The organism is Variovorax sp. Root473 (assembly GCF_001426505.1).
Taxonomy (GTDB): Bacteria; Pseudomonadota; Gammaproteobacteria; order Burkholderiales; family Burkholderiaceae_C; genus Variovorax.
Genome location: NZ_LMEV01000017.1, coordinates 925112 through 945234, shown reverse-complemented (window position 1 = coordinate 945234; position 20123 = coordinate 925112). Strand labels below are relative to the sequence as shown.

Sequence of the window (20123 nt, the reverse complement as noted above, 5' to 3'; positions counted from 1 at the left end):
CTCAGGCGCGCAGATCGACTTCTGGCCGCATCGACGACGCGCCGTTCCAGCGCACCTCGAAACCCCCGATGCGGAACTGGCCGACCACCAGTTCGCCAACGCGCTGCATGTCGGACTCGCCGCCGTCGGGCGCACCCCAGAAGGCAAGCGAGAGCTGGCTGGTGCGCTTGGCGCGGTTCTGGTCCTGCCGCGTGTAGAAGCAGAAGCCGTGCACGCCGGCCTTCTTGCCGCCGCGCTCGCGGAAGGCTTCGGAGCAGTCGGAGAAGCCATCAGACTGCGTGTCGCCCGCGTCCTGCAGCGCGACCAGGCCCGCCTGCGTCAGCGCATCAAACACCTGGGCAATGCGCGCTTCGGCCGCGCGCCACTGCGCAGCGCTCATCTTCACCGGGGCGGGCTCGGGCGGCGGTGGTCCGGGCAGCGCGTGGCCGGTGATGCGCGACAGCAGCTCGGCGACCTCTTCCTCCATGGCGTTTTCCGTGATGTGGTTGCCGTGGCCGTCGCTCACGTCGGGGTTCGCGCCCGCATCGATGAGCAGTTGCACCGGCGCCGTGGTCGGCGAGAACTCGGCCGCGAGGTACAGCGCGGTGCGGCTGTCGCTGCCGGCGTATTCGAGCGGACTGCCGGCGTCGAGCAGCAGCTGCAGCACGGCAAGGATCGGTTCGAGCTCGGCTTCGTTCGTGCCCATCGCGGCGCACTGCAATGCGGTGAAGCCTTGCCTGTTGACGGCGGCCATGTCGGCCCCGGCCTCGATGCATGCGCGCACCGTGTCGACATCGGCTTCGCTCGCCGCGTCGAAGATCTTCTTCGGATTCATGGCATCTCCCTGCTGGTTTGGGGATTCTGCCGCAGGCGCCGCCAGCTCGGCTTCGCAGCGCACAGGCATGATGCGGTCTACCAGATCGGCACGGAAAGCCTGAGGGCCTTCCTCTCGACCCACCCCCTGGCTGTGCCGGAGGCGCACGCATGAAGACACCCCCCAGACTGCAATCCCTCGTCGACGAGGGCCTGATCGACAGCGTCGTGCGCCAGCTCATGAGCGGCAAGGAAGCCATGGTCTACGTCGTGCGCTGCGGCGACGAAACGCGCTGCGCCAAGATCTACAAGGAAGCCGACAAGCGCAGCTTCCGCCAGGCCGTCGACTACACCGAGAACCGCCGCGTCAAGAACACGCGCGAAGCGCGCGCCATGGCCAAGGGCACCAAATTCGGCCGCCAGGTGACCGAGGCCATCTGGCAGAGCGCCGAGGTCGATGCGCTCTACCGCCTGGCCGCGGCCGGCGTGCGCGTGCCCACGCCGCACAACTTCCTCGAAGGCGTGCTGCTGATGGACCTGGTGACCGACGCCCACGGCGACGCCGCCCCGCGCCTGAACGACGTGGCCTTCTCGCCCGAAGACGCGCTGCTGCACCACGCCAGCCTGCTGAAAGAAGTGATGCGCATGCTCTGCGCGGGCATCGTGCACGGCGACCTGTCGGAGTTCAACGTGCTGCTGGCCGAAGACGGCCCGGTGATCATCGACCTGCCGCAGGCGGTGGATGCAGCGGGCAACAACCACGCCAGGCGCATGCTGCTGCGCGACGTGGAGAACCTTCGCAACTTCTTCGGGCAGTACGCGCCCGCGCTGCTGAAGACGCACTATGGCGACGAGATCTGGCAGCTCTACGAGCGCGGCCTGCTGCGGCCGGAGACGGAACTCACGGGCACCTTCGTGCGTGAGACCGGCCCGGTCGATCTCAGCAACGTGCTGCGCGAGGTGGACGACGCGCGTGCGGAAGAAGCGGCGCGGCTGCTGCGGATGCAGACGCCGCGACAATAGCGGGCTGCTTCCGCCCGCCCGATGACTTTCCACGCCCTGCCCCAGCGCCCGCCCGTCACCACCGCCGCCCGCCACATCGCCCGGGCCGCGGCCTTCGTGGCACTGGGCCTGGGCCCGGTGGCGCACGCGGCCACCATTCGCCTCGAAGACGACCGTGGCCGGATGCTCGAACTGCAGGCGCCCGCCAGGCGCATCGTCTCGCTGATGCCCTCGCTGACCGAGACGGTCTGCGCGCTCGACGCTTGCGACCGGCTCGTGGGCATCGACCGCCACGCCAACTGGCCGGCGGCAGTGAAGGGCCTGCCGCAGGTGGGCGGCATGGACGACGCGAACATCGAGCGCATCGTCGCGCTCAAGCCCGACCTCGTGCTGCTGCGCCCGCGCAGCCGCGCCGCCGAGGCGCTGGAGCGCCTGGGCATCAAGGTGCTGGCACTCGACGCCAAGACCCATGCCGACATGCGCCGCGTGATGGAAACCGTGGCCCGCGCCACCGGCAAGCCGGGCGCGGGCGAGGCCTTCTGGCGCACCCTCGATGCGCGACTGAACGCAGCGCGCGCCCGCGTGCCGCTGAACTGGCAAGGTCGGCGCGTGTACTTCGAGGTGCACGGCGGCGTGGCGGCCGCGAGCGAAAGCTCCTTCATCGGCGAGACCCTGGCGCGCCTGGGCCTGGCCAACGCGGTGCCGGGTTCGCTCGGCCCCTTCCCCAGGATGAACCCCGAGTTCGTGGTGCGCGCCAACCCCGACGTGCTCATGGTTTCGGCCCTCGGCGAAATCTCGGCCATGGCCGCGCGGCCCGGCTGGTCGGCCATGTCGGCCATCCAGCGCGGACGCGTCTGCAGCTTCGCCTCGGCACGCTTCGACCTGATGATGCGGCCCGGCCCCCGGCTCGACGAGGCGGCCGATGCCATCGTGAACTGCCTTGCGTCGCTGGATGCGCCGCGCAACTGATCCTCTCCTCATGAACGTCGACATCGTTCCCGCCGTCCACTTCGGCACCGACGAACTCACCGCCCTCTGGAACCGCGCCTACGAAGACTATTTCGTCCCGATCGCGTTCGACCGCGCGATGTTCGAGCGGCATGTGCGGCGCGCCGAAGCCGAGCTCGCACTCTCGCGCGTGATCGTCGTCGATGGCGACGCCAGCGGCCTCTCGCTCGTCGGCCGGCGTGGTTCGCGCGCGTACCTCGCGGGCTTCGGCATCGCGAGTGCACAACGCCGCCGGGGGTTGGCCAGGCAGCTCATCGAGGCGCAGCTGCGCGACCTGTCCGCGGCCGGCATCACGCAGGTGCAGCTCGAAGTGATCGAGCAGAACCCGGCGCGGCAGCTGTACCGGCAGGCGGGTTTCGTCGAAACCCGCACGCTCGATGTGCTCGAAGGCAGCTTCGAACTTCGCGCCGACACAGCTTCGACGACACCCGACACCGACGCGCTCGCCGCCGCGCACGCGGCCTGCGCCGCCATCTCGCGCCCCACGTGGCGCCGCGAGTGGCCCACCGTTCAGGGCGCGCTCGCACACGACGGCGCTGTGGCCCTCGGCACGGCGACGGGCGGCTACGCCATCCTCCTGCCACCGGCCCTGCCGCTGCACGCGCTGCTCGACGCCGCCGCGCCCGATGAGGTCTCTGCCCATGCATTGCTCGACGCACTCGCCCAGGCACGCCCCGGCGCACGCTGGCGGCTGGTCGACGAGCCCCAGGGCAGCCCGGCGCACCGCGCCCTGATCGCGCGCGGCGCCACCCTTGTCATCCGACAGATCGAGATGACCGCGACACTCCAGCCCACTTCTTCTTCCGACTCCTCGCGCCCCGCCCGTTCATGAAGCCCAACAAGCGAACCTCGTCCACCCCGTTCATCCGCGTGGGCCCCAGCGGCGTGCACGGCCTGGGCGCCTTCGCCACGCGCGACCTGCCGGCCGAAGCTTTCCTGGGCCTGTACGAAGGCCGCCGCTACACCCAGCAGGAAGTGGCCGCCAAGGCCTGGGACGACCAGCTCACCTACCTGTTCACGCTGACAACCGGCGAGACCATCGACGGTGCCAAGGGCGGCAACGCCACGCGCCACCTGAACCATTCCTGCGAGCCGAACTGCGAAGCGGTCGAGGAATACGACGAGGCCGGCGAGATGGTGCTGCGGTTCCAGACGATGGAAGCGGTCGAGGCCGGTGACGAACTCTTCATCGACTACTCGCTCACGGCGGACGACGGCTCGCCGCCATCGAAGTACCCCTGCCATTGCGGCTCGCCGAACTGCCGCGGGACCATGCTGGCGCCGGTCGAGGCTGTGGCAGAGAAAGACGGGCCGGCCACCGCGGCTGAAGTGGTGCCCGCTGTTTCAGACCCGCGCAGGCCGATCGGCGAACTGCCCTGGTGACATGGCCGCAGTTGCCCAGACTCAGGGCGACTCGCTCTTCACGCTGCGCAGTCGTGCCTCCGCGCGTTCGAGCTCGGTGCGCAGCGTGCGGATCTCCTGCTCCAGCTTTTCGATGCGCGCTTCGCGGCTCAGCGGCGCCAGCGCCTGGCAGCGCAGCTGCAGCGCGCCCAGGGTGTCGGCCAGCTCGCGCCGGCGCAGCATCTGGCCGCGGGAGCGGGCCAGTGCCATGTCGCGCTCCAGCACCGCTTCCTGCGCCTTGCAATCTTCGGCGGTCAACGGCTGGACGGACGGCCCGGTCTGGGCCAAGGCGGCGGGCATGGCCAGGGTCAATGCAAGGGCGAGAAGACAGGGTTTCGAACGCATGCCGTACGGTACCTGAACTCCCCACTGAACCGGCCTTCAGCCCTTCAGGCTGAAGTCGTTCCAAGAATGCGCACGCGACCTGGTGCGGCTCAGGCGCTGAGGTAGCGCGCCTCCCACTGCGCGGCCAACTGCTGCGCCCGGTGCAGCGGCGTGCGGGCGCGCTCGAAGTCCATCACGCAGACGACGTCCGCCGCGGCCGGGCGCGCGGGGCTTTCGTTGCTGCGGCCATCGGTCAGCAGCCAGAGCCAGCGCTGGCGGGTCTCGTGCTTGGCCAGCAGTTGCTGCGCGCGCTGCACGCCGAGTGCCAACGGCGTGCCGCCACCGGCCCCGATGGGTGCGATCCAGTCGTCGTTCCAGGCGCTCGCGCGGCGCGGCGGCAGGCGCAGTTCGACCACGTCGCCGGCAAAGCACAGCAGCGCCACGTGGTCGCGCCGCTGGTAGGCCTCCTGCATCAGCGCGAGCAGCTGGCCCTTTGCGCGCGCGAGCTGGCCGTCGTGGCGCATCGAGGCCGAGCAGTCGAGCAGGAAGCAATGCAGCGTACCGCTGCGCGACTCCTGCGGCCGCTGGCGCAGGTGCGCGGCGCTCAATCGATCCGCGCCGCGCGCGACGAGCGTGCGCGGCCAGTCGAAGGCGGAGCCGGGCACGGCGGCGCCATGCCATGCGTCCCGTTGCGTGCCCTGCCTCCGGTCACCCTGGCGTGCGCCAGCGGGTACGGCGTCCCGGAGGCTCAGGCTTTTTTTGAGGGGGCCTGGGACGCGGAAATCAGCGGGCGCAGCGGCTTCACGCGCTCGATGCCGACGGGCTCGGGCGGCATCGCGCCCCAGCCGCTGTCGCTGACATCGCGTGCGGGCGCATCGCCCGGGTTGCGGTGCGGTGCGGGGGACACCATGGGAGGCGCCACCGCCGCATCAGCCGCCGGGTGGCGCCGGTGCAGCAGCACCGCCTCGGCGACGCGCTGCACGTGGTCGTCGGTGATCGATGCCGCGCCTTCCCACGCCGCGAGCGCACGCGCCGAGCGCAGCATCACGAGGTCGGCGCGCAGGCCGTCCACGCCGGCCGCGATGCACAGTGCGCCGACGGCTTCGTGCACCGCATCGCCATAAGGCAGCGCCGCACGATCCGATGCGCGCTCTCGCGCCCGCACCAGCGCGGCCGCGAGTTCGCTCTCCTCCTGCGCATGCGCCGCGCGAAAACCTTGCGGATCTACATCGAAGGCCAACCGCGCACGCACGATGGCCTGGCGCTCGGCCGCGTCCTGCAGGTTGCGCAGCCGCACGCACAGGCCGAAGCGGTCGAGCAGCTGAGGGCGCAGCGGGCCCTCCTCCGGGTTCATGGTGCCCACGAGCACGAAGCGCGCGGCATGCCGGTGCGAGATGCCGTCGCGCTCCACCACGTTGACGCCGCTGGCGGCGGCATCGAGCAGCGAGTCGATCAGCGCGTCGGGCAGCAGGTTGATCTCGTCGACGTACAGCACGCCGCCATGCGCGCGCGCCAGCAGGCCCGGCGCAAACTTCAGTTCGTGGCCGGCCAGCGCCTGCCCGAGGTCGAGCGTGCCCACGAGGCTTTCGAGGCTCGCGCCCAGCGGCAGCGTGACGAAGGGCGCGCCGGGCAGCAGCTCGGCGAGCGCGCGCGCGGCCGTGGTCTTGGCGGTGCCGCGCGGGCCTTCGATGAGCACGCCGCCCAGCGCGGGATCGACCGCGGCCAGCAAGAGCGCCTGGCGCAGCTGCGGCTGGCCGGCGATCGCGGCAAAAGGAAACGGCACCGGCATCGGGGCGGCTGTGGTCATCGGGGGCTTCCTTCCATCTGCTGCTCGTGGTCGAGCAGCAGGTTTTCCAATTGGTTCTTGTAGTCGCCGGGCGACTGCCAGAGGCCGCGCTGCATGGCTTCGAGCAGGCGGTTGAGCATGTCCTGCAGCGCGCGCGGATTGTGCGCGTTCACGAACGCGCGGGTGGCCTCGTCGAGCACGTAGGCGTCGGCCACCATCGCGTACTGGTGGTCGCCCACCACGCGCGCGGTGGCGTCGAAGCCGAAGAGGTAATCGACCGTGGCGGCCATCTCGAAGGCGCCCTTGTAGCCGTGGCGCTTCACGCCGTCGATCCACTTGGGGTTGACCACGCGCGAACGGACCACGCGGCTGATTTCTTCCTTCAGCGTGCGCACGCGCGGGGCCTGCGGGTTGCCGTGGTCGCCGTGGTACATCGCCGGCTGCTGCCCGCTCAGGTGGCGCACGGCGGCGGCCATGCCGCCCTGGAACTGGTAGTAGTCGTTGGAGTCGAGCAGGTCGTGCTCGCGGCTGTCCTGGTTCTGCAGCACGACGTTCATGGCGCGCAGCCGGCGCACCAGCGCATCGCCCGCGGGCACGCCGTCGCTGCCTTGGCCGTAGGCATGGGCGCTGCCGCCGACGTAGGCCTTCGACAGGTCGTCGTCGCTGTGCCAGTCACCGTGGTCGAACAGCGGCTGCAGGCCCGAGCCGTAGCTGCCGGGTGCGGAGCCGAACACGCGCCAGCCGGCCTGCGTGCGCGCCTCGCCGGGCGCCACGCCCTGCGCTTCGAGCGCGGCGGCCTCGCGCAGGATGCGGGCGCGGATCGGATTGCGCTCGGCGTCTTCGTCTTCCTGCGCGGCCACGGCCTGCACGGCGGCGTCGAACATCTGCACGGCATTGGGAAAGGCGTCGCGGAAGAAGCCCGAGATGCGCAGCGTGACGTCGATGCGCGGACGCCCGAAGCCGACGGTGGGCAGCACCTCGAAATCGACCACGCGCTGGCTGCCCGGCGCCCACTTGGGCCGCACGCCGATGAGCGCGAAGGCCTGCGCCAGGTCGTCGCCGCCGGTGCGCATGGTGGCCGTGCCCCAGACCGACAGGCCCAGCGCGACCGGGTAGTCACCGTGCTCCTGCAGATGGCGCTCGACCAGCTGCGCAGCGGACTTGAGCCCGAGCATCCAGGCCGTGGGCGTGGGGATGGCGCGCGTGTCGACTGCGTAGAAATTGCGCCCCGTCGGCAGCACGTCGGGCCGGCCGCGCGAGGGCGAACCGCTCGGGCCCGGCGGCACGAAGCGGCCTTGCAATGCACGCGACAGCTGACGCAGTTCTTCTGCGCCACACGCATCGAGTGCAGGTGCGAGGCGGTGCGCGATGCGGCCCATCACCGCAGCAGTGCGCGGCAGATCGGGCGGACAGGCGTCCGCTTCGAGCAGTTGCTGGGCCAGCAGCTCCAGCCGCTCGCGCGTGTCGCCCTGGTGGCGCCAGGCCTCGTCGCTCACCGCCGCCAAGAGCGCGGGCCGTGCGCCCTGCCAGGGCTTTGCCGCGTCGATGTCGAGCGGATCGAAGGCGTCGCCGGGCAGCAGGTCGGCGGCCAGCGCGCCGAGCAGCCCGGCGTTCTCGCCCGCGCCGTCGCCGGCCGGAAAGCGCGCGAGCGCGAGCAGCGTGTCACGCCGCAGCCGATCGCGCGGCGAATCGCCGAACACATGCAGGCCGTCGCGGATCTGGGTCTCTTTCAGCTCGCACAGGTAGGCATCGACGCGCGCGAGCACGGCATCGTCTTCCGCACCCGGCATGCCCAGTTCCTCGACCAGATGCTGCGCACGCACGGTCGCGAGAATCTGCGCGCGCAGCACCTTGGCGCGGCGCGCATCGACCAGCAGCGCGTCGTAGTACTCGTCGACCTGCCGCTCCAAGTCCTGCAGCGGGCCGTGGTTCTCGGCGCGCGTGAGCGGCGGCATCAGGTGGTCGACGATCACGGCCTGCGTGCGGCGCTTGGCCTGCGCGCCCTCGCCGGGGTCGTTGACGATGAAGGGGTACACGTTGGGCAACGGCCCGAGGATCGCGTCGGGCCAGCAGGTGGCCGACAACGCGAGGCTCTTGCCCGGCAGCCACTCGAGATTGCCGTGCTTGCCGACATGCACGACCGCGTCGATGGCGAACACATCGCGCAGCCAGAAATAGAAGGCGAGGTAGCTGTGCGGCGGCACCCGCTCGGCGTCGTGGTAACTCGCGTAGTCGGCCAGGCCCAGCGGTCCCAGCGCGCGCGCCGGCTGGATGCCGACGAACACGCGGCCCAGCCGCAGCCCGGCAATCATGAAACGGCCCTGGCGCAGCATCGGGTCGTGCTCGGGCGGACCCCATTGCGCATCGATGGCGGCGGCCATGCCCTCGGGCAGCGCCGCGAGGCGGGTGCGGTAGTCGGCGAGCGCGTAGCTCTGCCATGCGGGGCGTGCGGCCCATTGCGCGGGATCGTTGGCGATGCCTTCCTGCAGCATGCGCATCAGTGCATCGCCGTCCGCGGGCAACGCGTCGAGCATGTAGCCCTCGACCTGCATCGCGCGCAGGATGGCCAGCACCGAGGCCGGCGTGTCCAGTCCCACGCCACTGCCGATGCGGCCCTCGCTGCCGGGATAGTTCGCCAGGATCAGCGCGACGCGCTTCTCGTCGGCACGCAGGCTGCGCAGTCGGCACCAGCGCCGCGCGAGTTCGGCCACGAAGGCGATGCGGTCGGGCTCGGGGCGGTAGCCGACCACCTCGGTCTGCGTGAGTTCGCAGCGGTGCGACAGGCCCTTGAAGCTCACGGCGCGCGTGACGATGCGCCCGTCCATCTCGGGCAGCGCGATCTGCATCGCGATGTCGCGCGGGCGCAGGCCCTGGCTGTCAGCCAGCCAGTCTTCGCGGTTGCCGCCGCTCACGATCACCTGCAGCACGGGCGCGTCGCCGGCCAATGCCATCGGCTCGCCGCTCTCGTCCGCTGCGCCCTGCCCCAACGCAGCGAAGGCGGTGGTGTTGAGCACGAGTTGCACGTCGTGCGCGATGCACAACGCGCGCAGTGCGGACAGGCACAGCGTGTCTTTGAGCGAATCGAGCGCCACGGGCAGCGGGTTCAGTCCTTGCGCATGCAGCGCGGCGGCCAGCGCGTCGAAGGCCTCCGTGTTGCCCGACAGCAAGTGCGAGCGATAGAACACCAGCGCGACGACGGGCGCGTTCGCATGCCAGCCGGCGCGCAGGTCGTCGATGCCGGCGACCGTGTGCGTCGCGTCCACGCCGCCCGGCACATGCAGCGCGACCTGCGGCAGGCTGCGCGGCGGCAACGGCGCCTCGCCGTGGCCCAGGCCGTGGAAGGCCACCGCGCGCAGGAACTGCACCGCGTTGCCCGCACCGCCCGAGCGCAGGTACTGCCACAGCTGCCGACTCACGCCGCGCGCCGTGGTGCCGCGCGCGAGCAGGTCCTCGTCTTCCTTCAGGTCGCCCGAGAACATCGCGAGCTGCTGGCCCTGGCGCTTGGCGAGCTTCTCGAGCTGTTGCAACCCATAAGCCCAGGCCGACTCAGCCCCCAGGTGATCGACCACCACCACGCGCGCATGCCGCAGCACCTCGTCGACGTACAGGTCGAGCGACGCGGGCTGGCGCAGGTGCATGAGGTTGGCCAGACGCAGCGACGGATAGCCGGGGTCGGTGGCCGCCAGCGCCGTGCGCGCGGCGGCGAGCAGCGCGAGCGTGGTGTCGGCCGAGCTGAGCACCACGATGTCGCCCGGCGTCTGGTCGAGCCGGGTGACGACGCTCGGGTCGTCCTCGACGAAGCGGCCGGGCTGGGTGCTCAGCAGGTGCATGCGGTCAGGCGGGAACGGCCGCCACGCCTTCCAGAGCCTTGCGCAATGCGCCTTCGTCCAGGTCTTCGCCGATGAACACGAGCCGCGTGCGCTGCGCTTCGCCGTCGCGCCAGCGGCGGTCGAAGTGGTGGTCGAAGCGGCGGCCCACGCCCTGCACCAGCAGGCGCATCGGCTTGTGCGGCACGGCGACGAAGCCCTTCACGCGGTAGATGGTGTGCTGCTCGACCAACGTGGTCAGCACGGCGATGAGGCTGTCCCGGTCCACGGGCGGCAGCGCGATCACGAGCGAGTCGAACTCGTCGTGGTCGTGGTCTTCCTCGTGATCATGGTGGCTCTGGCGCAGGTGGATGGCGCTTTCGGCGGCGCGGCCCTGGCCCAGCAGCAGCGCGAGCGGCAGCCTGCCTTCGGTGGCGCCGACGATCTTCACCTCGGGCGGCAGCTCTTCGCGCACCAGCGCCTCGACCTGCGCGCGCGCGGCGGCGTCCATCAGGTCGGTCTTGTTGAGCACCACGAGGTCGGCGGCCGAGAGCTGGTCTTCGAACAGCTCGTGCAGCGGCGATTCGTGGTCCAGGTTGGGGTCGGCGCGGCGCTGCACGTCGACCTGCGCGGGGTTCGCCGCGAACTGACCGGACGCGGCGGCGGGGCCGTCGACCACCGTGACCACCGAATCGACGGTGAAGATGTTGGCGATGTCCGGCCACTGGAAGGCCTGCACCAGCGGCTTGGGCAGCGCCAGGCCCGAGGTCTCGATGAGCACGGCATCGATCTGGTCGCGCCGCTCGGCCAGCTGCAGCATCACGGGCAGGAACTCTTCCTGCACGGTGCAGCAGACGCAGCCGTTGGCGAGTTCGTACAGCGCGCCTTCGCGCTCGTTGCCCTCGTCGTCGCAGCCGATGCCACAACCGCGCAGGATGTCGCCGTCGATGCCGAGTTCGCCGAACTCGTTGACCACCACCGCGATGCGGCGGCCCTCGGCGTTGCCCAGGATGTGGCGCAGCAGCGTGGTCTTGCCGCTGCCGAGGAAGCCCGTGACGATGGTGACGGGAATCTTGGCGTTGCTTTGTGTCATGGAATGGATGCTTTCAGGCGCCGAGGGCGCACAGGGAATCGGACGCCCGGCGCGTGCGTGGCGCACGCGCCGGGCGAGAGGCGTCCCTTCTTCGAAAAGGTGACTGGCGCGAATCAGACGGCGCTGTACAGGCGGCGCTCGACGAGGGCCGTGCCCTGCAGGCGGCGCCATGCCTTCGCGGCAGCCAGCACGCCCAGGTCGACCAGCGGCTCGACCAGCACGACCGTCATGTAGGCCGCGCCGAAGCTGGCGATCTGGCCCAGGTTCTCCAGGCCGGTGCCGCGACCGTAGAGCGCCCAGAAGCCGACCCACACCACGATGCCGCCCTGGTAGGCCACCGACAGCTTGAAGGCCTGCTGGTAGCTGATGTCCACGTAGGCCATGTTCGCGGGAATGATGCGGCGGGCCAGCGCGGCGGTGGCGAACAGCGGCACCAGCAAGGTGGTGACGTTCATGCCGTACTGCGGCAGGTCGGGCGGTGCGAAGAACAGGCTCTGGATGAGCAGGCCGCCGGCCAGGCCGATGGCCGCGGGCGCAAGCCCGAAGAGGAGCATCAGGGTGGTGCCCAGGATCAGGTGCACCTCGGACACGCCCACGGGATGGTGCGGAAACACCTCGAAGAAGCAGAACACGAGCATCACGGTGAAGACCGAGCGCAGCAGCAGGCCGATGGGGCCGTCCTTGCGCAAGGTGTCGAAGGCGACCTTGCCTGTGCAAGCCAGCGCAGCCGCCCCCGTGGCATAGCTGAGAAAGATCTTGGATCCGTCGACGAGACCGGGTTCGATGTGCATCACGCACCTCCTGAAATGCACCGCAGTGCGAAAGTTGATTGTTGGGGGAGGGATTGGCTGGCGCAAGGGCCCGCCGTGGACACACCCGCTGACGCGGGTGGCCCGTGCATGGACGTGCGAGGTTCACGGCCGTTCACCCAGGAGCTCACCGGCGCCGGGTTCTTCGGGCCCCAAAAGCATGTGCTTGAACGCGGCGGCAACGATGCCTGATTCATCCGATGTCTCCTGCGGCCCGCGTCCCCGCAGGCTCCTGACCGATCAAGGACGTGCAGGGAAAAGAAAGAGAACCGGGGCGGTGCCGCTTCGCGCAAAGGGAAAGCGGCCGACCCGGACCCGCACTCCCGCAGCGTCCGAAGGCGGTTGCGAAGGCCGGTATCCGGGCTCGCGGAGTGCGCTGGAGATGCAGACAAAGTGAATGCACCTCGGCGCCGACACCCTCGCCTTCCCACGCCGAAGCGCAGTGGCTGCCCATGCAAGAAAGCGCAGGGGCATGAGGGTCTCGAAATCCGCTGACCGTTGCGGGGGCAGCGCAGGAATGGAAGCGTCGTTCAAACAGTCGACGCCTCGCACCTGCTTCCCGTTTAACCCCGCAGCCAGTCCTGTGACTGGTCGTGCAGGGCACCTTCGAACCGTAGGGTGTCGGACGACACCGGTGTGAACCAATGTTTCCGACCGCCGGGATTATAGGGAGCGCCTCCCTGTGGCGGCCTCACACGGGCTTGCCGTCGGGCCCGAACAGCCGCCGCAGCACTGCCACGCCGGCCACCAGCGCGTTCGAATAGGTGGCGTAGGGCACGTGGGCGGCATCGAGCGGCACGTACACATGGGTCGTGTCGCCGGGCGGGCCGTCCACCGCTTCCATCAGCACCCAATAGAACTCCCCTTCCTCCAGCTCATGGACGGTGAGTGCAATGTCTCTGGGCGCAGGCGAAGGCGAAGGCATGACGGCAATAAGGAATGAAAGAGGAAAGGGCCAGCTGCGAAACGAATGAAAGGCGCCAGCGGTTGCCAGTATTCGGGCTTCTCCTACAGAGGTGGCCGTTTGCGACGCCTATGTTAGGAGCAGGGAGCGGCAGCAGAGGCACCAGAAGAAGGACGCAGCATGAAACATTTCACACTTGAACCCAACATGCGCTCGAGCATCGGCGGCGCGTTCTACCCGAGCGGCCATGCCCTGGTGATGTTTCCGAGCGCGCAGGACGCCAGCCGCATCGGACATGGGCTGATCGACAAGGGCATCGTGAGCGGCGACGAGGTCTACTTGCTGACCGCCGAGACGATCCTGAAGGAGATCGCGCCCACCGTCGCGGACTCCGACAACCCCCTGCCCTCCGCCGGCACCGACGGCGCCACCGTGCGCGCCTACACCAAGCTCGCGCAAGAGGGCCACACGGGCCTGTTGATCCGCACCAGGGACGGCGCGATCACCGAGCGCGTGATGGAACTGGTACGCACGGTGCCGTATTCGATGGCGCAGCGCTACCGCACGCTGGTGATCGAAGACCTGTAGGTCTTCTTCAGGAAACCCTCAGGCCGGCACCGCCATCGCCGCGGCGCGCTGCACCACATCGCGGGCCATGGCCTGGGCGAGTTCCTGCTCGCCCAGGAACACTTTCACATCGGCTTCGGCAGCCAGCAAGCGCGCTTCCTGCTCGTTGTGGCTGCGCACCACGGTCTGGATGGTCGGGTTCAGCGTGCGCGCGGTCTCGATCATCTGGCGCACGTTCATGGCGTCGGGCGTGGCCACCACGAGCACGCGGGCGCGCGCCACGTGCGCCTGGATCAGCACGGCCGGGTCGGCGGCATCGCCCCACACGGCCGGGATGCCGGCTTCGCGCAGCTTCTCGACCAGCTCGCGGTTCTGCTCGGCCACCACGTAGGGAATGTCGTTCGACTCGAGTTCGGCCGCGATGCGCCGGCCCACGCGGCCGTAGCCGACCAGCACCACCTGGCGCGAGAGGTACCTGGCTTCGGTGGTCATCGGCAGCTCGGCGAGCGGGTCGCTGCGCGCGTCCAGCTCGCGCGCGAACTTCGAATGCGCGCGCAGCCATTTCTGCAACGGCGCGATGAGGCTGAACCACAGCGGGTTGGTGGCGATGGAGATCAGCGCGCCGGCCAGCACCAGGCTCTGCCCTTCCACCGGCAGCAGACCAAGCATCACGCCCAGCCCTGCGAGGATGAACGAGAACTCGCCGATCTGCGCCAGGCTCGCGCTGACCGTGAGCGCCGTGGCCAGCGGGTAGCGAAACACCAGCACCAGCGCGCAGGCCGCGAGCGACTTGCCCAGCACGATCACGAGCACCACGGCCAGCACCTGCAGCGGGCGGTCCACCAGCACCGACGGGTCGAACAGCATGCCGACCGAGACGAAGAAAAGCACCGCGAACGCGTCGCGCAGCGGCAGCGATTCCTGCGCGGCGCGGTGGCTGAATTGCGACTCGCGCATCACCATGCCGGCGAAAAAGGCGCCCAGCGCGAACGACACGCCGAACAGCGCCGCCGAGGCAAACGCGATGCTCACGGCCGCCGCCACCACGCACAGCGTGAACAGCTCGCGCGAACCGGTGCGCGTGACCTGCCAGAGGATCCACGGGAACACGCGCCGCCCGACCACGAGCATCAGCAGCACGAAGCCGCCGACCTGCAGCAGCGTGAGGCCCAGCGTCTGCCAGACCGGCGCGCCGTTGCTCTCGGCATTCGTGCCGCCCAGTGCGCCGGCCAGCGGCGGCAGCAGCACCAGCACCAGCACCATCGCCAGGTCTTCGACCACCAGCCAGCCGACGGCGATGCGCCCCGTGAACGAATCGAGGATGCCCAGGCTTTCCAGCGCGCGCAGCAGCACCACCGTACTTGCCACCGACAGCGCCAGCCCGAACACCAGCGCCGCGCCCCAGCTCCAGCCCCACCACACGGCCAGGCCGCCGCCGAGCAGCGTGGCAACGACGATCTGCGCGATGGCACCGGGCAGCGCGATCTTGCGCACCGCGAGCAGGTCGGCCAACGAAAAATGCAGGCCCACGCCGAACATCAGCAGCATCACGCCGATCTCGGCCAGCTGCGCGGCAATGCCGGCATCGGCCACGAAGCCCGGCGTGAACGGGCCGATGATCACGCCCGCCAACAGGTAGCCCACCAGCGCGGGCAGCCGCAGCCGCGCCGCGAGGAAGCCGAACACCAGCGCCAATCCCAGGCCGGCGGCAATCGTGTTGATGAGGGAGACGCTGTGGGGCATCGGTCCATTTTGCAGGAACGTACGCCAACCTTTGAAGCCCGCAGGCTTTCGCGCGGCCCGCGCCTACACCCTTTTGCCGCTCGCGCCGCCTATCGCAAGCATTTAGCAGTTCTATGTGCGCCGACATCTTTCTCACTGAGAATTTGAGCGGTCCCCCGTCACACCCTCACACAGGAGCCTCCCCATGAGCAACGAGAAGAAGACCGAAGCGAAGTGCCCGTTCAGCCAGGCCACCGGCGCCGGCACCACGAGCCGCGACTGGTGGCCCGAGCAGCTGCGCCTCGACCTGCTGCACCAGCACTCCGCCAAATCGGACCCGCTGGGCGCCGGCTTCGATTACGCCAAGGCCTTCCAGAGCCTGGACCTCGCCGCGGTGAAGCAAGACCTCGCCGCGCTCATGACCGATTCGCAAGACTGGTGGCCCGCCGACTTCGGCCACTACGGCCCGCTCTTCGTGCGCATGGCCTGGCACAGCGCCGGCACCTACCGCATCGGCGACGGCCGCGGCGGCGCCGGCCGCGGCCAGCAGCGCTTCGCGCCGCTCAACAGCTGGCCCGACAACGTGAGCCTGGACAAGGCGCGCCGCCTGCTCTGGCCGATCAAGCAGAAGTACGGCCAGAAGATCTCGTGGGCCGACCTGCTGATCCTCACCGGCAACGTCGCGCTCGAAACCATGGGCTTCAAGACCTTCGGCTTCGCCGGTGGCCGCGCCGACGTGTGGGAACCCGACCAGGACGTTTACTGGGGTCGCGAGAAGACCTGGCTCGGCGGCGACGTGCGCTATTCGCAAGGCTCGCCCGGCGTCGACAAGGACCGCGGCGTGCTCGTCAAGGACGACGACAGCCAGGTGCCACACACCCGCGACCTGGAGAACCCGCTGGCCGCCGTGCAGATGGGCCTGATCTACGTGAATCCCGAAGGTCCGGACGGCAACCCCGACCCGATCGCCGCGGCCCGCGACATCCGCGACACCTTCGCCCGCATGGCCATGGACGACGAGGAAACCGTGGCGCTCATCGCCGGCGGCCACACCTTCGGCAAGACCCACGGCGCCGCACCGGCCTCGCACGTCGGGCCCGAGGCGGAGGCTGCGGGTCTCGAAGACCAGGGCTTCGGCTGGAAGAACAGCTTCGGCACCGGCAAGGGCGGCGACACCATCACCAGCGGCCTCGAAGTGACCTGGACCACCACGCCCACGAAGTGGAGCAACAACTTCTTCGAAAACCTGTTCGGCTACGAGTGGGAGCTGACCAAGAGCCCGGCCGGCGCACACCAGTGGGTCGCCAAGGGTGGCGCCGGTGCCGGCACCATCCCCGACGCGCACGACGCCAGCAAGCGCCACGCGCCGACCATGCTCACCACCGACCTGTCGCTGCGCCTGGACCCGGCCTACGAAAAGATCTCGCGCCGCTTCCTCGCCAACCCCGACCAGTTCGCCGACGCCTTCGCGCGCGCCTGGTTCAAGCTCACGCACCGCGACATGGGCCCGCGCGCCCGCTACCTCGGGCCCGAGGTGCCGGCCGAAGAACTGGTCTGGCAAGACCCGATCCCGGCTGTGGACCATCCGCTGGTCGACGCGAACGACGTCGCGGCGCTCGCGAAGAAGGTGCTGGCCTCGGGCCTCACGCCCGCGCAGCTGGTGTCGACGGCCTGGGCCTCGGCCTCTACCTTCCGCGGCTCCGACATGCGCGGCGGTGCCAACGGCGCCCGCGTGCGGCTGGCGCCCCAGAAGGACTGGGCCGTCAACCAGCCCGCGCAACTCGCCCAGGTGTTGCAGGTGCTCGAAGGCATCCGCAGCGAGTTCAATGCGGCGCAGACCGGCGGCAAGCAGATCTCGCTGGCCGACCTGATCGTGCTGGCGGGCGGTGCGGGCGTGGAACAGGCGGCGCGCAACGGCGGCCGTGAAGTGAAGGTGCCCTTCTCGCCCGGCCGCGCCGACGCCTCGCAGGAGCAGACCGACGTGTCGTCGTTCGAACCGCTGGAGCCTGCGGCCGACGGTTTCCGCAACTACCTGAAGGGCCGCTACAGCGTGCCCGGCGAAGCGCTGCTGATCGACAAGGCGCAGCTGCTCACGCTCACCGCGCCCGAGATGACCGTGCTGATCGGCGGCCTGCGCGTGCTCGACACCAACGTCGGCCAGACCCGCCACGGCGTCTTCACGAAGACGCCCGGCACGCTGAGCAACGACTACTTCGTCAACCTGCTCGACATGGGCACGGAGTGGAAGCCGGTGTCGGACGCCAAGGAGGCATACGAAGGCCGCGACCGCAAGACCGGCGAACTCAAGTGGACCGGCACGCGCGTCGACCTGGTGTTCGGCTCCAACGCGCAGCTGCGCGCCATCGCCGAGGTCTACGGCGCTTCCGACAGCCAGCAGAAGTTCGTCGATGACTTCGTGGCCGCCTGGACCAAGGTGATGAACCTGGACCGCTTCGACCTGGCTTAAGGTCGTTGGGGGCGGCGCCTTCGGGCGCTTTCGCGGCGGTCGGGGGCTTTGCCTCCGACCGCCGTTTTGCTTTCTACGGCGCCATCTTCGACTCGCGCGCGTTCACCAGCTCCTCGGGCTCCTGCGACTCGACCCAGCTCTCGTTGTTGAGCCCGGCCTGCAGCCGCTCCTCGTCCAGCTCATTCGTCCACTTGGCGACCACGATGGTGGCCACGCCGTTGCCGATGAGGTTGGTGAGCGCGCGCGCCTCCGACATGAAGCGGTCGATGCCCAAAATGAGCGCCAGCCCCGCCACCGGCACATGCCCCACCGCCGACAGCGTGGCGGCCAGCACGATGAAGCCGCTGCCCGTGACCCCGGCCGCGCCCTTCGACGCGAGCAGCAGCACGGCCAGCAGCGTGATCTCCTGCGTGAGCGTCATCGGCGTGTTGGTGGCCTGCGCAATGAACACCGCCGCCATCGTCAGGTAGATCGAGGTGCCGTCGAGATTGAACGAGTAGCCCGTGGGAATCACCAGGCCCACGCAGGTCTTGTGCGCGCCCAGGTTCTCCATCTTCTCCATCATGCGCGGCAGCACCGATTCGCTGGACGACGTGCCCAGCACGATCAGCAGCTCTTCCTTGATGTACTTGATGAACTTCCAGATGCTGAAGCCGTGAAAGCGCGCAATGAGCCCCAGCACCACGAAGATGAACAGCAGGCACGTCAGGTAGAAGGTGCCCATGAGCTTGCCCAGCGACAGCAGGCTGCCCAGCCCGTACTTGCCGATGGTGAAGGCCATGGCGCCGAAAGCGCCGACCGGCGCGAGCTTCATGATGTAGTTGACGATCACGAACAGCACATGCGAGCCCTTCTCGATCACGTCGAACACCAGCGTGCCGCGCCCGCCGAAACGGTGCAGCGCAAAGCCGAACAGCACCGCGATCAGCAGCACCTGCAGGATCTCGCCCTTGGCGAAGGCGTCGACCACGGTGGAGGGAATCACGTTGAGCAGGAAGTCGACCGTGCCGGTCATCTTGCCGGGGCCGGTGTAGGCCGCGATGGCCTTGGTGTCGAGCGTGGACGCGTCGATGTTCATGCCCGCGCCGGGCTTGAGCACGTTGACCAGCACGAGGCCGACCACCAGCGCGATGCTGCTCACCACCTCGAAGTACAGGAGCGCCAGCCCGCCGGTCTTGCCGACCTTCTTCATGTCTTCCATGCCGGCGATGCCGACCACCACCGTGCAGAAGATGATCGGCGCAATGATCATCTTGATGAGCTTGATGAACCCGTCGCCCAGCGGTTTCATCGATTCCCCGAGCGAGGGGTAGAAATAACCGAGGAGCACGCCGACGATCACCGCGGTGATCACCTGCACGTAGAGGGAACGGTAAAGGGGGAGCTTCCTGGGTACTGTGCTTGTTGTATGTGCCATGACTGCCTCCTGAAAAGATGAAGGGGGAAACGCAGAAGAAAGGGTTCGTGTCGCGGGGTGCTCTCGATGGTTGAAATGGTTTGGGCTTCGGCCCAATGAAAAAACCCGCCGAAGCGGGTTTTGTTTTCAGGGCATGGCGCGCATGCTCAGTGCATGTGGAGGCCGCCGTTGACCGAGAAGTCGGCCCCGGTGCTGTAGCCGCCTTCATCGGTGGCGAGCCACGAGATGATGGAAGCGATTTCGCTCGGTTCGCCCAGGCGCTTGACCGGAATGGTGGCCACGATCTTGTCGAGCACTTCCTGGCGGATGGCCTTGACCATGTCGGTGCCGATGTAGCCCGGGCTCACGGTATTCACGGTGACGCCCTTGTTGGCCAGCTCCTGCGCCAGCGCCATCGTGAAGCCGTGCATGCCGGCCTTGGCCGCCGAGTAGTTGGTCTGGCCCGCCTGGCCCTTGGCGCCATTCACCGAGCTGATGTTGATGATGCGGCCCCAGCCCTTTTCGACCATGTCGCCCACCACCTGCTTGGTGACGTTGAACATGCTGTTGAGGTTGGTCTCGATGACCGCGCTCCAGTCTTCCGGCGTCATCTTGAGGAACATGCGGTCCCGCGTGATGCCGGCGTTGTTGACGAGCACGTCAATCGGCCCGTGGGCCGCCTTGGCGGCGGAAAAAGCTTCGACGGTGGATTGCCAGTCGCCGACATTGCCGACCGACGCATGAAACTCGAAGCCTTCGGCTTTCTGTTCGGCCAGCCATTTGGCATGGTCGCGCGTAGGGCCGCAACCTGCGACCACGGTGAACCCGTCCTTGTGCAGACGCTGGCAGATGGCTGTTCCGATGCCACCCATGCCTCCGGTGACATATGCAACTTTCTTGCTCATGAGATTTCCTTGATTGAAGCTAGCAAAAAGCCTGAACGGCCGCCTTCACTCTAGCCATTTTCAGGCCACACAACCCTGAGGGAGAACACTGAGCCAAGCTTGCAACCAGCTGTCACGGACATCGCCTCGGCGGCACTCTAT

Annotated in this window: 17 protein-coding genes and 1 riboswitch; of the genes, 6 read left to right on the top strand and 11 right to left on the bottom strand. The window is 68.9% G+C overall.

The window, feature by feature from the left end; genetic code table 11:
- Nucleotide 1: 1 nt before the first annotated feature.
- Nucleotides 2-814, bottom strand: coding sequence for an ankyrin repeat domain-containing protein (locus ASD34_RS17730; protein ID WP_056580010.1), 813 nt, complete (start codon nt 812-814; stop codon nt 2-4).
- Between the two features lie 149 nt (nt 815-963).
- Here ASD34_RS17730 and ASD34_RS17725 point away from each other — a divergent pair, with 149 nt between their 5' ends.
- From ASD34_RS17725 to ASD34_RS17710, 4 genes are read left to right on the top strand one after another with little or no spacing between them, the layout of a single operon-like run.
- Nucleotides 964-1815, top strand: coding sequence for a PA4780 family RIO1-like protein kinase (locus ASD34_RS17725; protein WP_056580007.1), 852 nt, complete (start codon nt 964-966; stop codon nt 1813-1815).
- A gap of 21 nt (nt 1816-1836) precedes the next feature.
- Nucleotides 1837-2763 (top strand): ABC transporter substrate-binding protein, encoded by a 927-nt coding sequence (locus ASD34_RS17720; RefSeq protein ID WP_056580005.1) that lies wholly within the window; start codon nt 1837-1839, stop codon nt 2761-2763.
- A gap of 10 nt (nt 2764-2773) precedes the next feature.
- The gene (locus ASD34_RS17715; protein ID WP_056580003.1) at nt 2774-3634 is read left to right on the top strand and encodes a GNAT family N-acetyltransferase; all 861 of its coding nucleotides are present in this window, start codon (nt 2774-2776) and stop codon (nt 3632-3634) included.
- Complete coding sequence (locus ASD34_RS17710; RefSeq protein WP_056580001.1) at nt 3631-4185, top strand: SET domain-containing protein; 555 nt, start codon at nt 3631-3633, stop codon at nt 4183-4185. The genes ASD34_RS17715 and ASD34_RS17710 overlap by 4 nt, the downstream gene beginning before the upstream one ends.
- Nucleotides 4186-4206: 21 nt before the next feature.
- Here ASD34_RS17710 and ASD34_RS17705 read toward each other — a convergent pair whose 3' ends face one another.
- From ASD34_RS17705 to ASD34_RS17675, 7 genes are all read right to left on the bottom strand, one after another.
- Nucleotides 4207-4503, bottom strand: a complete 297-nt coding sequence (locus tag ASD34_RS17705; protein ID WP_056579999.1) for a DUF1090 family protein — start codon at nt 4501-4503, stop codon at nt 4207-4209.
- Nucleotides 4504-4637: 134 nt separating this feature from the next.
- A complete protein-coding gene (locus ASD34_RS17700; RefSeq protein WP_082548788.1) occupies nt 4638-5192 on the bottom strand; it encodes a vWA domain-containing protein in 555 nt (184 codons plus the stop codon).
- An 83-nt stretch (nt 5193-5275) separates the two neighbouring features.
- Complete coding sequence (locus ASD34_RS17695) at nt 5276-6334, bottom strand: ATP-binding protein (RefSeq protein WP_056579997.1); 1059 nt, start codon at nt 6332-6334, stop codon at nt 5276-5278.
- Nucleotides 6331-10143, bottom strand: coding sequence for a cobaltochelatase subunit CobN (gene cobN, locus ASD34_RS17690; RefSeq protein WP_056579995.1), 3813 nt, complete (start codon nt 10141-10143; stop codon nt 6331-6333). Before cobN ends, ASD34_RS17695 begins: the two co-directional genes overlap by 4 nt.
- 4 nt (nt 10144-10147) lie before the next feature.
- Nucleotides 10148-11212, bottom strand: a complete 1065-nt coding sequence (gene cobW / locus ASD34_RS17685; protein ID WP_056579993.1) for a cobalamin biosynthesis protein CobW — start codon at nt 11210-11212, stop codon at nt 10148-10150.
- 113 nt (nt 11213-11325) lie between these two features.
- On the bottom strand, nt 11326-12003 hold the full coding sequence (locus ASD34_RS17680; protein WP_056579991.1) for an energy-coupling factor ABC transporter permease: 678 nt from the start codon (nt 12001-12003) through the stop codon (nt 11326-11328).
- Between the two features lie 349 nt (nt 12004-12352).
- A riboswitch (cobalamin riboswitch) is annotated at nt 12353-12644 on the bottom strand.
- A gap of 68 nt (nt 12645-12712) precedes the next feature.
- A complete protein-coding gene (locus ASD34_RS17675; protein WP_056579989.1) occupies nt 12713-12946 on the bottom strand; it encodes a hypothetical protein in 234 nt (77 codons plus the stop codon).
- A gap of 159 nt (nt 12947-13105) precedes the next feature.
- Here ASD34_RS17675 and ASD34_RS17670 point away from each other — a divergent pair, with 159 nt between their 5' ends.
- Nucleotides 13106-13513, top strand: a complete 408-nt coding sequence (locus ASD34_RS17670; protein WP_056579987.1) for a hypothetical protein — start codon at nt 13106-13108, stop codon at nt 13511-13513.
- A gap of 18 nt (nt 13514-13531) precedes the next feature.
- Here ASD34_RS17670 and ybaL read toward each other — a convergent pair whose 3' ends face one another.
- Entirely contained in the window at nt 13532-15235 is a 1704-nt protein-coding gene (gene ybaL / locus ASD34_RS17665; protein WP_056579985.1) for a YbaL family putative K(+) efflux transporter, read from the bottom strand.
- 184 nt (nt 15236-15419) lie between these two features.
- Here ybaL and katG point away from each other — a divergent pair, with 184 nt between their 5' ends.
- Nucleotides 15420-17681: a catalase/peroxidase HPI gene (katG, locus tag ASD34_RS17660; protein ID WP_056579983.1), complete on the top strand. Its 2262-nt coding sequence runs from the start codon at nt 15420-15422 to the stop codon at nt 17679-17681.
- A 73-nt stretch (nt 17682-17754) separates the two neighbouring features.
- On the opposite strand, the gene ASD34_RS17655 is transcribed toward katG, so the two are convergent.
- Entirely contained in the window at nt 17755-19098 is a 1344-nt protein-coding gene (locus ASD34_RS17655; RefSeq protein ID WP_056579981.1) for a dicarboxylate/amino acid:cation symporter, read from the bottom strand.
- A gap of 146 nt (nt 19099-19244) precedes the next feature.
- The gene (gene phbB, locus ASD34_RS17650) at nt 19245-19982 is read right to left on the bottom strand and encodes an acetoacetyl-CoA reductase (protein WP_042579370.1); all 738 of its coding nucleotides are present in this window, start codon (nt 19980-19982) and stop codon (nt 19245-19247) included.
- Between the last annotated feature and the right edge of the window lie 141 nt (nt 19983-20123).

Bases quoted from the DNA above. Each gene is read 5' to 3' on its own strand.
- ybaL (WP_056579985.1), bottom strand. From the start codon at position 15,235: ATGCCCCACAGCGTCTCCCTCATCAACACGATTGCCGCCGGCCTGGGA.
- ASD34_RS17675 (WP_056579989.1), bottom strand. From the start codon at position 12,946: ATGCCTTCGCCTTCGCCTGCGCCCAGAGACATTGCACTCACCGTCCAT.
- ASD34_RS17670 (WP_056579987.1), top strand. From the start codon at position 13,106: ATGAAACATTTCACACTTGAACCCAACATGCGCTCGAGCATCGGCGGC.
- cobN (WP_056579995.1), bottom strand. From the start codon at position 10,143: ATGCACCTGCTGAGCACCCAGCCCGGCCGCTTCGTCGAGGACGACCCG.
- ASD34_RS17705 (WP_056579999.1), bottom strand. From the start codon at position 4,503: ATGCCCGCCGCCTTGGCCCAGACCGGGCCGTCCGTCCAGCCGTTGACC.
- phbB (WP_042579370.1), bottom strand. From the start codon at position 19,982: ATGAGCAAGAAAGTTGCATATGTCACCGGAGGCATGGGTGGCATCGGA.
- cobW (WP_056579993.1), bottom strand. From the start codon at position 11,212: ATGACACAAAGCAACGCCAAGATTCCCGTCACCATCGTCACGGGCTTC.
- ASD34_RS17720 (WP_056580005.1), top strand. From the start codon at position 1,837: ATGACTTTCCACGCCCTGCCCCAGCGCCCGCCCGTCACCACCGCCGCC.
- ASD34_RS17710 (WP_056580001.1), top strand. From the start codon at position 3,631: ATGAAGCCCAACAAGCGAACCTCGTCCACCCCGTTCATCCGCGTGGGC.
- ASD34_RS17730 (WP_056580010.1), bottom strand. From the start codon at position 814: ATGAATCCGAAGAAGATCTTCGACGCGGCGAGCGAAGCCGATGTCGAC.
- katG (WP_056579983.1), top strand. From the start codon at position 15,420: ATGAGCAACGAGAAGAAGACCGAAGCGAAGTGCCCGTTCAGCCAGGCC.
- ASD34_RS17695 (WP_056579997.1), bottom strand. From the start codon at position 6,334: ATGACCACAGCCGCCCCGATGCCGGTGCCGTTTCCTTTTGCCGCGATC.
- ASD34_RS17715 (WP_056580003.1), top strand. From the start codon at position 2,774: ATGAACGTCGACATCGTTCCCGCCGTCCACTTCGGCACCGACGAACTC.
- ASD34_RS17655 (WP_056579981.1), bottom strand. From the start codon at position 19,098: ATGGCACATACAACAAGCACAGTACCCAGGAAGCTCCCCCTTTACCGT.
- ASD34_RS17725 (WP_056580007.1), top strand. From the start codon at position 964: ATGAAGACACCCCCCAGACTGCAATCCCTCGTCGACGAGGGCCTGATC.
- ASD34_RS17680 (WP_056579991.1), bottom strand. From the start codon at position 12,003: ATGCACATCGAACCCGGTCTCGTCGACGGATCCAAGATCTTTCTCAGC.